The organism is Streptomyces racemochromogenes (genome assembly GCF_044129415.1).
Lineage (GTDB): Bacteria > Actinomycetota > Actinomycetes > Streptomycetales > Streptomycetaceae > Streptomyces > Streptomyces racemochromogenes_A.
Genome location: NZ_JBBDHD010000022.1, coordinates 39,346 through 52,299, shown reverse-complemented (window position 1 = coordinate 52,299; position 12,954 = coordinate 39,346). Strand labels below are relative to the sequence as shown.

Below are 12,954 nucleotides of genomic sequence, written 5' to 3'. Positions count from 1 at the left end.
GTGGCACCCGACACTCTCCCCGCGCCCCGGCGCGCCCCCGCACACATCACCCCGGCCCGACGGACCGCCGCGGCCCTGCGCCGCACCGCGGTACGGCTCTGGGACGACAACGTCGCCGACCAGGCGGCGGCGCTCACCTACTACGCCGTCCTCGCCCTGGTGCCCGCGCTCCTCGTGTGCGTCTCCCTCGTCGGACTCGTCGGGGGAGGCACGCGCGAGCGCCTGATCGTCGACCTCACCTCGTACGCCCCTCCCCAGTCGGCCCAGGTGCTCCGGGAGGCACTGGACGGCCTCACCTCGGGCCCGTCCTCCCTCTGGGTCCTGCTCGGCAGCGCGGCCGCGAGCGCCCTGTGGTCGGCCTCCAGCTACCTGGCGGTCTTCCGCCGCGCCCTGCACGCCATGCACCGGCTGCCCGACACCCGCCCGCCCCTGCGGTCGGCACACGTCCTGGCCCTGACCGCCGCCGCGCTGCTGGCCCTCCTGGTGACGGGCGCCGCGAGCCTGGTCGCCACCGGCCCCGTGGTCCGCCGGCTCGCCCGGGCCGCCGGTCACGCCGGCGCCGACACGCTGACCCTCCTGCGGTGGCCGGTCCTGCTCCTGATCGTCACGGCCCTGATCCTCGTCCTCTACCGCACGGGCCCCGGCCCGGCCCGCGGAACGCGGCGCTGCCTGCCCGGCGGGGTCCTGGCGGCGCTGCTCTGGCTCGGCGCCTCGGGCCTGTTCACCCTCTACGCCGAGTCGGGCACCTACAACCGGCTGTACGGCTCACTGGCCGGGACCATCGTGTTCCTGGTGTGGTTGTGGGTCACCAACCTGGCCCTCCTGGCCGGAGCCCAGTTCAACGCCGTGCTCGCCCGCCGGGCGCCCTAGGGGCGGGGCGGGGGCGGCGCGGCCGCCCCCGTGCGGTTCAGCCGCTCACCGGCCGGGCCGTGCCGGCCGCAATCGCGACGCGCGGGCCTCCCGGCCGGCGGTCCCCTCGCGGATGGCGCCCGCCCGGTCCATCCGGCTCCAGCCCGAACCGTGTTCGGCGTTCACCTCCTCGCGGACGTCCGTCAGCCCGTAGTGCGCGAACAACCGCTGCTCCTCCGCCACGGTCAGCACGCTCCCGCAGTCGAGCGCCGCACACGGGGCCCGCTCGATCAGCGAGACGGCGTACGGCAGCACCAGCCGCTCCTGCTCCAGCACCGCGTGCCGCAGCGGGGCGAACACCCCTCCCAGGCCGGACGCCCGATCGGTGATCCGCACCCACTCGGGCCTGCCGGTGGTGTCGTCCACCAGGACGTACTCCACCCCGCCGACCCGCTGGCCGCCCTCCGTATAGGCCGCACACCCCGCCATGGCCGCCACCTGCTCCTGCTTGATCATCGCTCCTCCTCGTGCGCCTGCCGCGCGCTGCTGTCACCGCCCGGCTACCCACACCGGGCCACAAGAAGCGGACCCGTGAGCTCCGGACAGGAGGAGGCCGTCGTCGAACCGGCGCGGAGCGGTCGGCGGCCGGCCGCGCCCGGCGCAACTCGTCGGCGGAACGCGGGGTTTGGGAACGGTGAACGGGGACACACGTGCTTCGCCGGTCGTATGTCCGGCCCGACCGGCGAAGCGCGGGCGGGGCGGTACCGCCGGACCGCACCGTCCACCCGGAACGCCGCCGCGGTGCGAGCCCTGGGGTAGCCTCCGGGATGGTACGTGCCGGGCCCCGGGGCGTCCGCTCGGATGCCGGACCCGCGGGCCGGCCTGGTCTGGAGGCGACGTTCGATGGCTGGCTCAACACCTCCCACCGCCCCGCGAGGACGCGGCACCGCCGCCGGGTACGGCGCCGCGGAGGTGGCGGAGCCGGACCTGCGCCTGCTGCTGGCCGGGCTGACGGCGGTGCGGGACGGGGACTTCGGGACGCGCCTGCCCGCGGACGCCGAGGGCCTGATCGGTGAGATCGCCACGGTCTTCAACGGCATGGTCGACCAGCTCTCGCACTTCACCTCGGAAGTCACCCGGGTGGCCCGGGAGGTCGGCACGGAGGGCCGGCTCGGCGGGCAGGCCCAGGTTCCCGGCGTCTCGGGCACCTGGGAGGACCTCACCGACTCCGTGAACGCGATGGCCGGCAACCTCACCACGCAGGTGCGCGACATCGCCCAGGTCGCCACCGCCGTCGCCAAGGGCGACCTCTCGCAGAAGATCACCGTGGATGCGCGCGGTGAGATCCTGGAGCTGAAGAACACCGTCAACACCATGGTCGACCAGCTGTCGTCCTTCGCGGGCGAGGTGACCCGCGTCGCCCGCGAGGTCGGCACCGAAGGCATCCTCGGCGGCCAGGCGGACGTCAAGGGCGTCTCGGGGACCTGGCGCGACCTGACCGACTCCGTCAACTTCATGGCCGGGAACCTCACCGGCCAGGTCCGCTCCATCGCGCAGGTCGCCACCGCGGTCGCGCGCGGCGACCTGTCGCAGAAGATCACCGTCACCGCCCGGGGCGAGATCCTGGAGCTGAAGACGACGATCAACACGATGGTCGACCAGCTGTCGTCGTTCGCCGGCGAGGTGACCCGTGTCGCCCGGGAGGTCGGTACCGAGGGCCGGCTGGGAGGACAGGCCGACGTGCGGGACGTGTCGGGCACCTGGCGCGACCTCACCGAGTCCGTCAACGTGATGGCGGACAACCTCACCGCCCAGGTGCGGGCGATCGCCTCGGTGACCACGGCCGTCGCCGAAGGCGACCTCACGCAGAAGATCCGCGTCGACGCGCGGGGCGAGATCCTGGAGCTGAAGGAGACCATCAACACGATGGTCGACCAGCTGGGCGCCTTCGCCGACGAGGTCACGCGCGTCGCCCGCGAGGTCGGCACCGAGGGCAACCTGGGCGGCCAGGCCACCGTCCGCGGGGTCTCGGGCACCTGGAAGGACCTGACCGACAACGTCAACGTGATGGCCTCCAACCTCACCGGCCAGGTCCGCTCGATCGCGCAGGTCGCCACCGCGGTCGCCAAGGGCGACCTGTCGCAGAAGATCATCGTGGAGGCCAAGGGCGAGGTCGCCGCACTGGCCGGGGTGATCAACACCATGGTCGACACGCTCTCGGCCTTCGCCGACGAGGTCACCCGCGTCGCCCGCGAGGTCGGCACCGAGGGGACGCTCGGCGGCCAGGCCCGGGTCCCGAACGTCGCCGGCACGTGGAAGGACCTGACCGACAACGTCAACTTCATGGCGCACAACCTGACCAGCCAGGTCCGCAACATCGCCCAGGTCACCACCGCGGTGGCCAACGGCGACCTCACCCGCAAGATCGACGTCGACGCGCGCGGGGAGATCCTGGAGCTCAAGACCACCATCAACACGATGGTCGACCAGCTGTCCGCGTTCGCCGCCGAGGTCACCCGCGTGGCCCGCGAGGTCGGCAGCGAAGGACGCCTGGGCGGCCAGGCCGAGGTCGAAGGGGTCTCCGGCACCTGGAAGCGGCTCACCGAGAACGTCAACGAACTCGCCGGCAACCTCACCCGCCAGGTCCGGGCGATCGCCGAGGTCACCAGCGCCGTCGCGGCCGGCGACCTGACCCGCTCGATCACCGTGGACGCCTCCGGCGAGGTCGCCGACCTGAAGGACAACATCAACTTCATGGTGGAGTCCCTGCGCGAGACCACCCGCGCCAACGAGGAACAGGACTGGCTGAAGACCAACCTCGCCCGGATCTCCGCGCTCATGCAGGGCCGGCGCGACCTGGCGGCCGTCGCCGAGTCGATCATGGACGAGCTCACCCCGCTGGTCGGCGCCCAGTGCGGCGCCTTCTACCTGACCGAGGAGGACGGCCACGGGGAGACCGTCCTGCGGCTCGTCGCCTCCTTCGCCTTCCCCGGCGGAGACCTCCCGGCACGCTTCCGCCTCGGCGAGTCCTTCGTCGGCCAGGCCGCCCGCAGCAGGCAGACCATCGCCGTCGACCGGCTGCCCGCCGGCTACCTCGCGGCCTCCTCCGCCCTCGGTCGCACCGAGGAACTGTCCCTGGTGGTGCTCCCGATCGTCGTGGAGGGCGTGGTCCTCGGCGTGATCGAGCTGGCCTCGGTGCGGCCGTTCACCGCCGTGCACCGCGACTTCCTCGACCAGCTGATGGAGACCATCGGCGTCAACGTCAACTCCATCGTCGCCAGCGCCCGCACCGACGAACTGCTCGGCGAGTCCCAGCGCCTGACCGCCGAACTGCGGGTCCGCTCCGAGGAGTTGCAGGCCCGCCAGGAGGAACTCCAGGTCTCCAACGACGAACTGGAGGAGAAGGCGGAACTGCTCGCCGCCCAGAACCGCGACATCGAGACCAAGAACCTGGAGATCGAGCAGGCCCGCCAGGAGCTGGAAGACCGCGCCCACCAGCTGTCGCTGGCCTCGAAGTACAAGTCGGAGTTCCTGGCCAACATGAGCCACGAACTGCGCACCCCGCTCAACAGCCTCCTCATCCTCGCGCAGCTCCTCGCCCAGAACCCCACGCGCAACCTGAGCGCCAAGCAGGTCGAGTACGCCGGCATCATCCACTCCGCCGGCTCCGACCTCCTCCAGCTGATCAACGACATCCTCGACCTGTCCAAGGTCGAGGCCGGCAAGATGGACCTCACCATCGAACCGGTCCCGCTGGGCACGCTCCTGGACTACGTCGAAGCCACCTTCCGGCCGATGACCACCCAGAAGAGCCTGGGCTTCACCGTGCGCACCGGCGAGGGCGTACCGGGCGAGCTGGTCACCGACGACTACCGGCTGCGCCAGGTCCTGCGCAACCTGCTGTCCAACGCGGTCAAGTTCACCGAGCGGGGCCACGTGGAACTGGTCATCGAGCGCGTGGAGGGCGCCGCGTTGCCGCAGGCCGGACGGCCGGGCGCCCCGATGCTCGCCTTCCGGGTCGCCGACACCGGGATCGGCATCGCCCCCCAGCACCTGGAGACGGTCTTCGGAGCCTTCCAGCAGGCGGACGGGACGACCAGCCGCAGGTACGGCGGCACCGGACTCGGACTGTCCATCAGCCGCGAGATCGCCCACCTCTTGGGCGGTGCCATCACCGCCGAGAGCACGCCGGGCGCGGGCAGCACCTTCACCCTCTACCTGCCCCTGTCCGAGCCCGACGCCTCCGACACCGCCCGGGAAGGGGCCCGCACCCCCGCCGCCACCCCCGGCGAAGCCCGGCAGGAGACCACCGCGGGTGAGGGCACGGACGGCGACACGGACCGTCCCCCCGCCCCGCCCCGGCGGCTGCTCGTCATCGAAGGGCGCCCGCACGGACTGCTGTCCCTGGTCGCCGAGAGCGCCGTGGCCGACGTCGCGCGGTACACCGAAGGGGGAACGGTACGGGAGGTCGACATCGCGACCGCCGACGGCCTGCAGGAAGCGGCCGCCTGCCTGGCTGCGGGCCCCTGCCACTGCGTGGTCCTGGAACTCGACCTGCCCGACGGAGCCGCGGCGGACCTGCTGGCCGAGATGGACCGCGATCCGGCCCTGGCCTGCGTGCCCGTCCTCGCGCACAGCAGCCGCAACCTCGCGGCGGAAGACGAGACGCACCCCGACGCCAGGCACAGGGTGGAGTTCATCTCCAGCCTCGACGAACTGCGCGAGCGCATCGCCCTGCACATGAGCGCCGACCGGCCCGGCGACGTCCTGCCGCTGCGCTCCACCGCCCCCAAATCCGCCTGGCAGACGCCCCCGGACACCGGAGCCGACCTGACCGGACGCACCGCCCTCGTCGTGGACGACGACGACCGCAACCTCTACGCGATCACCGGCATCCTCGAACTGCACGGAATGCGCGTCCTCCAGGCGGACAACGGGCGCACCGCCCTGTCGGTCCTGGCCGACAACCCCGGCCTCGACGTGATCCTGATGGACGTGATGATGCCCGAGATGGACGGCTACACCGCGACCGCCGCCATCCGGGCCATGCCCGAGCACGCGCACCTGCCGATCATCGCCGTCACCGCGAAGGCCATGATCGGCGACCGGGAGAAGAGCCTGTCGTCGGGCGCGAGCGACTACATCACCAAACCGGTCGACGCGGGCGAGCTGATCAACCGCATCTCCGACCAGCTCACCTCCCGACGGCCCACGCCTCAGGGCTGAGGCCGGGCCTCCACCCGAGGAGCGGAGGGGCGCAGGGGCCGCCGACCGGCGGCCCCTCCCTCAGGCGTGGGGCTCCGCGACGCCGGAGGGAGGGGCCGCCGGCTTGTTCTCGTCCGCCGGACCGCCGCGCGGGAGGCCGCGGCCGGTGCGGAGCCGGGCCTGCGGGCCCGCGGCGGGCGCCAAGAGGTACTCCAGCGTGCCGGTGACCTCCAGCAGGCGGTCCAGCTGAACCGTCCGTGCGTCGAGGTGCAGGTCCACGCCGGCCTCGCCGGTGCGCCGGCGGACCATCAGCAGCGCCGCCAGGCCGCTGGAGTCGACGGCCGACAGCCCGGCGCAGTCCAGCCGCAGGTGGTCCAGCCCGGCGTGGACGGTGAGTACCTCGTCCACGGCTTCGAGGAGGAGGTCCGCGTGGAGGTGGTCGAGGTCGCCGCTCAGCTCGACGCGCACCGTGCCGTGCGAGGCGGAGTACGTCAGGCCGAGCGGGGCGGAGGGCGTGCTCGTCATTCAGCGGTCCCGGCAGGGGTGAGGGGGGTACGGGTCAGGCGGGCGGCTCCGGCCCGCAGGGTGGCGGTGGCGCGGGGGAAGTCCTGGAGCTCCCGTCCCAGGAGCTCCAGCGCGGGCAGCAGCGAGGCGGCGGGGACCCCGCGGGCGTCCAGGACTCCGGCGGTCCATTCCAGGAAGCCGCAGAAGAGGTCCTCGTCCCCGGTGTAGAGGGCGGCGGCGAGGAATTCGACGATGTGGGACAGGTCCTCGGCCGTGCGCTCGCGCTGGGCTTCGGTGTAGGCGCGCATCGCCGGGTAGGCGTCCGCCAGTTGCCCGAACACGGAACCGACCAGCTGCGGGCGGCTGCGGGCGACCAGGGTGTACTCCTGGTCCTTGAGGTGGGGCAGGTCGTCGATGGCCTGGTGGCCGGGGCGGACCTGCGGCAGCGGGCCGCCGGCCAGCGCGTCTGCGGCGGCCCGGGCGTCCGGGGCCCAGCCGTCCGCGCCGAGCAGGCGGGCGTAGCGGCCGCCGGGGCCGAAGCCGGCCCCGCCGACGATCACGGGGGTCCCGACGGCCTGGCAGGCGGTGATGGTGGCGTGCGCGGCGGGCAGCCGCGTCGCGAGGGAGCCGGAGAGGGCGACGACGTCCGGACCGGTCCGGTGCAGGTGGGCGACGAGGTGCGGGGCGCTCACCTGCGCCCCGAGGTAGTCGACGCGCCAGCCCCGGATGCGCAGTACCTCGGCCAGGAGCCGGGCCGGCAGGGCGTGCCATTCGCCGTCCACGCAGGCCACCGCGACGCGGCCGCGCGTCGGCGCCGTCCGCGCCGAGGGGTGCAGGGCGAGGGCCGTGACGGCCCGGTCGTTGATGGCGGTGGCGGCGTGCTCCTGGGCGACCGTGATGCGGTCGGCGGCCCACTCCCGGCCGACCCGCCCCTGGACGGAGGCGATGACGTCGAGCAGGAGGTCCTCGGCGCCCATGCCCTCGTCCAGCGCGCGGACCACCGCGCCGATCGCGGCGGGCTCGTCGAACGCCATCACCGACTCCCACAGCCGTGCGCGGAGTTCCTCCGTCGTCGTCGTCGACGGCGACGCGGGCGCCGCCGCCGGTGTGTCGTACGGGCTCACGCGGTGAACCGCCCGCGGGTGTGGCCGTCCACGGCGCTGAGGTGGTTGGTGCGCGGCGCCGAGATGACGACGACGGCCATGTCGTCGTGGCGGCCCTGCCCCACCCACTGGGAGGTGAGCATCTGGACGTGCTCCACCACCGCCTCGGCGGGCATCGCCGCACACTGCGACAGGGCGCGGCGCAGCCGCTCCTCCCCGAACATCACACCACCCATGGGCCCTCCCCGTGCCTCGCTGATTCCGTCGGTGTACAGCACGCAGGTGTCCCCGGGGGCGAGGGTCACCCGGGCCGTCTGCGTGGTGATCTCGGGCAGCGCCCCCACCAGGGTGCCCTTGGTGCGGGCCTCCTCCACCCGGCCGTCGGAGCGCAGGATCAGCGGCGCGGGGTGCCCGGCGCTCGTCAGGCGCAGCCGCACGGCGTTGCCGTCGCGGGCCGCGGAGGCGAGCACCATGGTGGCGAAGCGGGCGTTCTCGGTGTTCAGCAGCGAGGTGTTGAGCAGGCTGAGCATCCGGTGGTGGTCGTCGGCCATCGGCAGGAGGGCGTGCAGCGTGTTGCGGATCTTGCCGGTCATCACCGCGGCCTCCAGCCCCTTGCCGCACACGTCCCCGAGGACGACCAGGGAGGGCGCGCCCTCATCGGCGGCGGGGTGGACGTCGTAGAAGTCGCCGCCCACCCGCTCGTGGTCCTTCGACGGCCGGTAGCCGCCGGCGTACTCCACCCCGCAGACCTGGTGCAGCGAGGGCGGCAGGAGCTCGCGCATCAGGGTGTCGGTGATCGACGCCTGCTCCGCGTAGAGCCGGGCGGCCGACATCGCGGCGCCGGCGCGGGCGGCGAACAGCCGCGCGAACACCTCCTCGCCCTCCGTGAACGCCTCGGCGCCCTCGTTGCGCAGCAGCACCAGGGCGCCCGCGGGCACACCGTGCCCGGGCAGGGGCGTGATGACGATCGACCCCAGGGCGTCGAGACCGTCCGGGACCAGCCAGGCGGGCGCGGCCGACGGGTCGAGCCACCGGGAGGGGACGGGCGGGAAGCCCTGGAGCGCCTCGGCCAGCCCCGGCACCTCCCCGGGGTCGACGGCGGCGCGCGACACCGACGGGCTGCCGCCGCGGACGCACGAGACGACGGGGAGCAGGCGGCCCTGCGCGGGCGCGATCACCAGGGCCGCGTCCGCGAGGTGGTCGGCAGCCATCTGCGCCGTGACGTCCATGCAGCGGTCGAGGTTCAGGGACGACAGCAGGAGGTTGGAGGAGCGGACCAGGAACTCGGTGCGTCTGCGTTCCGTCCACAGGGCCTCCCGGGCCAGGCGGTGGTCGGTGTCGTCGACCAGCCACCACGCGACCGTGCCGTCGGCCTGAGGTGTCGGGTGTGCCTCGTAGGAGCGGTCGCCGACCCGCCCCTGGACGGTCCCGGCGCCGGCCGGCGGGCGCTGCGCGGGGACGGGGGCGGTGCAGCGCGCGTGCGCCCTCACCAGCCAGCCGGGGACCGCGTCCCTCAGCGACGCGCCCGGGCGGGCGTCGGGGAACACCAGCCCCGCCGCCTCGTTGACGTGGACCACGACCGCGTCCGCGTCGGCCACCAGCACCGGGTAGGGGGCCTGGCTCCACGGCCGGGCCCCGGTGGGCGGATCAGACGTCGTCTCGGTGGAAGGAACCAAACGTTGAAGGCCCGCTGCGCGGACCCCTCACCTCTTCATCGTGTTCATCACGTCGGAAGGACCTCGGAACAACAGTTGTCCTCCGGCAACCATCCTCCATGGGCCGTACACCGTGCAACCGGACCCCCGCGGACGCGGTGTCGAGGGCTCATCCCCGCGGGTGACGGCGGTACGGGTGACGGCGGTACGGGTGAGCGGATGCGGGGGCCCGGTACCGGGCACAGCGCGCGATGGAGGAGGATGGTCCGGTGACCGGAGGGAAAGCGGTCGTCACCACGACCACAGAACGCGAAGCGACCGTCATCCGCCTGCAGGGTGAAATCGACGAGGAGGAAGCGCCGTTGCTGGCCCGGGCCCTCGCGCAGGCGGCACAGGACGGCCCGCCGCGCACCGTCGTGGACCTGTCGGACACCCCTTTCGTGGACTCCTCGGTGCTGCACGCGCTGCTCGCCGCGCAGCGGGCCCACGCGGCCCGGGGCCGCGTGCTCGTCCTCTCCGGCCCGCTGCAGACCGCCGTCCGGAGGCTGTTGGACGTCACGGGAGCCGCACCGGCCTTCCGCGTGGCCGACAGCATGGCGACAGCGATGACATGCTGACCCCCACCAGACGCCTCCGGACGGGGCGTCACGGTACGACCCTTCCGGCGATGGGCAGGCGATGAGCATGAACCACCCACCCCCGCCGTCCCAGAGCCTCCAGGGCGCGCAGAGGCACCCCGAGGAAGGGCTGGGCGCCCGACCCGCCACACCGCAGCCCGAGTCGGCGGCCGCGGCCCGTGAGCACGTCCGGGAACTGCTGCTCCTCGCGGGAGTCAGCCTCGACAGCGTCCCGGCCGCGGACGCGCTGCTCGTCACCTCGGAGCTGGTCACCAACGCGATCCGGCACGGCCACGGCGTCACCGCCTTCCGGGCCGACATAGCGGACGGCGTCCTGAGCCTGTCGGTCGCCGACGCCAACCCCCTCCCGCCCACGGCCCGCACCGGGTCGGCCGAGCACCCCGGCGGTTACGGCTGGCCCCTCGTCCAGTGTCTGGCGGAGCGCGTGGACTGCACGACCCGGGCCGACGGCAAGACCATCACGACGGCCATGCGCCTGAGCTGACCCGGCCCCGGCGCGGCATCCGCGGCCGCGGCCCCGCGCCGCGGGCCGGCCCCTCCGGTGCAGGCCGTCCGGTGCAGGCCGTCCGGTGCAGGCTGTCCGGTGCAGGCCGTCCGGTTCAGGCCGTCCTGGTGGTGAAGGACTCCGCGGACGGCAGCCGCAGCGGCTTGGCGACGGCGGCGCAGAAGGCCGCGAGCCCCGTCGCGAGCGCTGCCCGGGAGGTCTCCGGCATCCCGGCCATCGCCTCGGCCAGCACCTCCAGCCTGCGGGTGCGCAGCCGTCCCAGGTACGTCAGGCCCGCCGGGGTCAGCCGGAGCAGGACCTCGCGGCGGTCGTCGGCCCCGGCGTGCCGTTCGAGGAAGCCCACGGCCTGCAGACGGTCGCAGAGCCGGGTGACGGAGGGCGGGGCCGCCTCCAGGAGTCGGCCGAGCTCGCGCAGGTTCAGCCGGCCGTTCGCCTCGACGAGGAACAGCACGCGGGCCTGCGCGGAGGAGACCGGCGGGGTGCTGGCGGTGTCGCGGCCCCGCTCCCAGACCACCTCCAGGAGCTCGATCAGTTCGCTCATCTCCGCCACGGCCGGGGCGGCGGGCCCGGCGGGGCCGATCGGCCGCTGACTCATGTGACACTCCCTACCGGACGCACGGGCGGCCCTTACTCGGTGGACCGGCGGCTCCGTCGTCCCCCATCTTGGCAGTTGCGAGAGAGACAGGTACGGGGCCGGTGACTGAAGTGGTAGGCGGCGAGGGTGTCGGGGGCGGCGGTGGCGTCGAGCGCGTGCTGCGCGCCGCCGCCCCGCACGAGGTGTTCGAGGAGGTCCGGGGCGTCCTGACCCGCGACCACGGGGCGGCCGGAGCGGAGCTGCTGATGGCCGACTACGCGGCGGCGCGGCTCCAGCCCGTCACCGCGGAGCCCTTCACCGCCGATTCCGTGTCGGCGTACAGCGGCGCCGAGGGCCGGGCCTTCGGCGCCCAGGAGGCGCACGTCGTCGCCGGGGAGGACGGCACCACCGTGCACCTGCCGGTGACCGTGCGCGGCGACCGGCTCGGGGTCCTCAGCGTCCGCTTCCCGGCCGGCGTTCCGGTCGGCGGGCTCCTCGGCCCGTTGCAGGACGTGGCCGACGCGCTGGCCCACGAGATCCTCGTCGCCGACCGGGACACGGACTTCTTCCTCCAGGCGCGCCGGACCAGGAGACTCACCCTGGCCGCCGAGATGCAGTGGCAGCTGCTGCCGGGGCGCTCCTGCTCCCGGCCCGAGTACGACCTGGGGGCGCAGCTGGAGCCCGCGTACGCGATCTTCGGCGACAGCTTCGACTGGTCGGCCTCGGCCGACCACCTGACGCTGACCGTCAACAACGGCATGGGCGAAGGAGTCGAGGCGGCGCTGCTCACCAGTCTCGCCGTCAGCGCCCTGCGCAACGCCCGGCGGGCCGGCCTCGGCCTCGCCGATCAGGCGGCCCTCGCGGACCAGGCCCTGTACGGCCACTACCAGGGGCGCCGGCACCTGTCGATGCTGCTGCTCCGCTTCGACCTCGACACCGGCGCGGTCGAGGCCATCGACGCCGGGTCGCCCCGGCTCTGGCGGCTGCGCGGAGGCACCGTGGAGCCGGTCACGCTGGAGGCGCAGCTGCCGCTCGGCATGTTCGAGGACACCGTCTACACCTGTCAGCGCTTCACCGTCCTGCCGGGGGACCGGCTGGTCCTCCTGAGCGACGGCGTCTACGACGTCCTCTCCCCGGTAGGGGAACCGTACGGCGAGCGCGCCCTGACCCGGGCGGTCATGAGCACGCGGCTGCTGCCGCCCGCGCAGGTGCCCAGGGCGCTCCTGGAAGAGCTGCCCGGATACCGGGGCGGCGTGGACGCCGCCGACGACGCGATGGTCGTCTGTCTCGACTGGCACGGCAGGCCCGGCGCCGGGACCGACGGCACCCGGTAGCCGGGGGCCCGTCGGGCCGGACGGTGGCACAGTGGTGGCATGCCCCGCCCCGGCCGCTCCGGCGAGCAAGAGGACCCGGCCGCGGTCCTCGCCGCCGCGGCGGACCTCTTGGCGGTGCTGCACGCCCGCGGACAGGACGGGGCGGCACCGGCGGTGTCGCCGGCGCAGCTGCGGGCGCTGCTCGCCGTCGAGGGCGCCGAGGGCATCAACCTGCGGGCCCTGGGCGAGGTGCTCGGCTCCCGTCCGCCGTCGGTCACCCGGCTCTGCGACCGGCTGGAGGCCATGGGCCTGCTCACCCGCTCGCCCCACCCGCTCAGGCGCCGCGAGGTGGAGCTGCGGCTCACGCCCGGGGGACGGGCGCTCCTGGACGAGCGGCGGGTGATCCGGCTGCGGGAGCTGTCGGCGGTGCTCGGACGGATGGCCCCCGAGGCGGTGGACGCGCTGGTGGCGGGCCTGACGGCGTTCCGGGAGGCGGCCGCCGCCTCCTTGTCCCCGGCGGACGCGCCGCCCGCGGACACCGGTGCCCCCGCGGAGGCCCCCGCCCCCGCCCCGGCGCGGCTTGCCGACGGGGCCTGACGGGGCCGACG

General features: G+C 74.1%; 11 protein-coding genes. 6 read left to right on the top strand and 5 right to left on the bottom strand.

Features of this window, described 5'->3' with window-relative positions:
- On the top strand, positions 1–870 hold the full coding sequence (locus tag WDV06_RS11650; protein WP_395509596.1) for a YihY/virulence factor BrkB family protein: 870 nt from the start codon (positions 1–3) through the stop codon (positions 868–870).
- A gap of 45 nt (positions 871–915) precedes the next feature.
- Here WDV06_RS11650 and WDV06_RS11645 read toward each other — a convergent pair whose 3' ends face one another.
- Positions 916–1,365 (bottom strand): PRC-barrel domain-containing protein, encoded by a 450-nt coding sequence (locus WDV06_RS11645; RefSeq protein WP_395509595.1) that lies wholly within the window; start codon positions 1,363–1,365, stop codon positions 916–918.
- Between the two features lie 387 nt (positions 1,366–1,752).
- On the opposite strand from WDV06_RS11645, the gene WDV06_RS11640 reads away from it, so the two are divergent.
- Entirely contained in the window at positions 1,753–6,075 is a 4,323-nt protein-coding gene (locus WDV06_RS11640) for a HAMP domain-containing protein (RefSeq protein ID WP_395509594.1), read from the top strand.
- A 60-nt stretch (positions 6,076–6,135) separates the two neighbouring features.
- On the opposite strand, the gene WDV06_RS11635 is transcribed toward WDV06_RS11640, so the two are convergent.
- The 3 genes from WDV06_RS11635 to WDV06_RS11625 all read right to left on the bottom strand — a co-directional run bounded on the left by WDV06_RS11635 (position 6,136) and on the right by WDV06_RS11625 (position 9,265).
- Positions 6,136–6,579: an STAS domain-containing protein gene (locus WDV06_RS11635; protein ID WP_395509593.1), complete on the bottom strand. Its 444-nt coding sequence runs from the start codon at positions 6,577–6,579 to the stop codon at positions 6,136–6,138.
- Complete coding sequence (locus tag WDV06_RS11630; RefSeq protein ID WP_395509631.1) at positions 6,576–7,592, bottom strand: cobalamin B12-binding domain-containing protein; 1,017 nt, start codon at positions 7,590–7,592, stop codon at positions 6,576–6,578. The genes WDV06_RS11635 and WDV06_RS11630 overlap by 4 nt, the downstream gene beginning before the upstream one ends.
- 86 nt (positions 7,593–7,678) lie before the next feature.
- Positions 7,679–9,265 carry a PP2C family protein-serine/threonine phosphatase gene (locus WDV06_RS11625; RefSeq protein WP_395509630.1) on the bottom strand — a complete coding sequence of 529 codons (1,587 nt, stop codon included), beginning with the start codon at positions 9,263–9,265 and terminating at the stop codon, positions 7,679–7,681.
- 320 nt (positions 9,266–9,585) lie between these two features.
- Here WDV06_RS11625 and WDV06_RS11620 point away from each other — a divergent pair, with 320 nt between their 5' ends.
- Positions 9,586–9,933, top strand: a complete 348-nt coding sequence (locus WDV06_RS11620; RefSeq protein WP_395509592.1) for an STAS domain-containing protein — start codon at positions 9,586–9,588, stop codon at positions 9,931–9,933.
- 67 nt (positions 9,934–10,000) lie between these two features.
- A complete protein-coding gene (locus WDV06_RS11615) occupies positions 10,001–10,438 on the top strand; it encodes an ATP-binding protein (RefSeq protein ID WP_395509591.1) in 438 nt (145 codons plus the stop codon).
- A 115-nt stretch (positions 10,439–10,553) separates the two neighbouring features.
- Here WDV06_RS11615 and WDV06_RS11610 read toward each other — a convergent pair whose 3' ends face one another.
- On the bottom strand, positions 10,554–11,054 hold the full coding sequence (locus tag WDV06_RS11610) for a MarR family winged helix-turn-helix transcriptional regulator (RefSeq protein ID WP_395509590.1): 501 nt from the start codon (positions 11,052–11,054) through the stop codon (positions 10,554–10,556).
- Between the two features lie 101 nt (positions 11,055–11,155).
- Between WDV06_RS11610 and WDV06_RS11605 the strand changes: the two genes are divergently transcribed.
- Positions 11,156–12,367, top strand: coding sequence for a PP2C family protein-serine/threonine phosphatase (locus tag WDV06_RS11605; RefSeq protein WP_395509589.1), 1,212 nt, complete (start codon positions 11,156–11,158; stop codon positions 12,365–12,367).
- Between the two features lie 39 nt (positions 12,368–12,406).
- Positions 12,407–12,943: a MarR family winged helix-turn-helix transcriptional regulator gene (locus WDV06_RS11600; protein WP_395509588.1), complete on the top strand. Its 537-nt coding sequence runs from the start codon at positions 12,407–12,409 to the stop codon at positions 12,941–12,943.
- Positions 12,944–12,954 lie beyond the last annotated feature (11 nt).

Excerpts from the sequence above, each read along its gene's own strand:
- WDV06_RS11615 (WP_395509591.1), top strand. The coding sequence starts at position 10,001 with ATGAACCACCCACCCCCGCCGTCCCAGAGCCTCCAGGGCGCGCAGAGG.
- WDV06_RS11635 (WP_395509593.1), bottom strand. The coding sequence starts at position 6,579 with ATGACGAGCACGCCCTCCGCCCCGCTCGGCCTGACGTACTCCGCCTCG.
- WDV06_RS11645 (WP_395509595.1), bottom strand. The coding sequence starts at position 1,365 with ATGATCAAGCAGGAGCAGGTGGCGGCCATGGCGGGGTGTGCGGCCTAT.
- WDV06_RS11630 (WP_395509631.1), bottom strand. The coding sequence starts at position 7,592 with ATGGCGTTCGACGAGCCCGCCGCGATCGGCGCGGTGGTCCGCGCGCTG.
- WDV06_RS11610 (WP_395509590.1), bottom strand. The coding sequence starts at position 11,054 with ATGAGTCAGCGGCCGATCGGCCCCGCCGGGCCCGCCGCCCCGGCCGTG.
- WDV06_RS11600 (WP_395509588.1), top strand. The coding sequence starts at position 12,407 with ATGCCCCGCCCCGGCCGCTCCGGCGAGCAAGAGGACCCGGCCGCGGTC.
- WDV06_RS11640 (WP_395509594.1), top strand. The coding sequence starts at position 1,753 with ATGGCTGGCTCAACACCTCCCACCGCCCCGCGAGGACGCGGCACCGCC.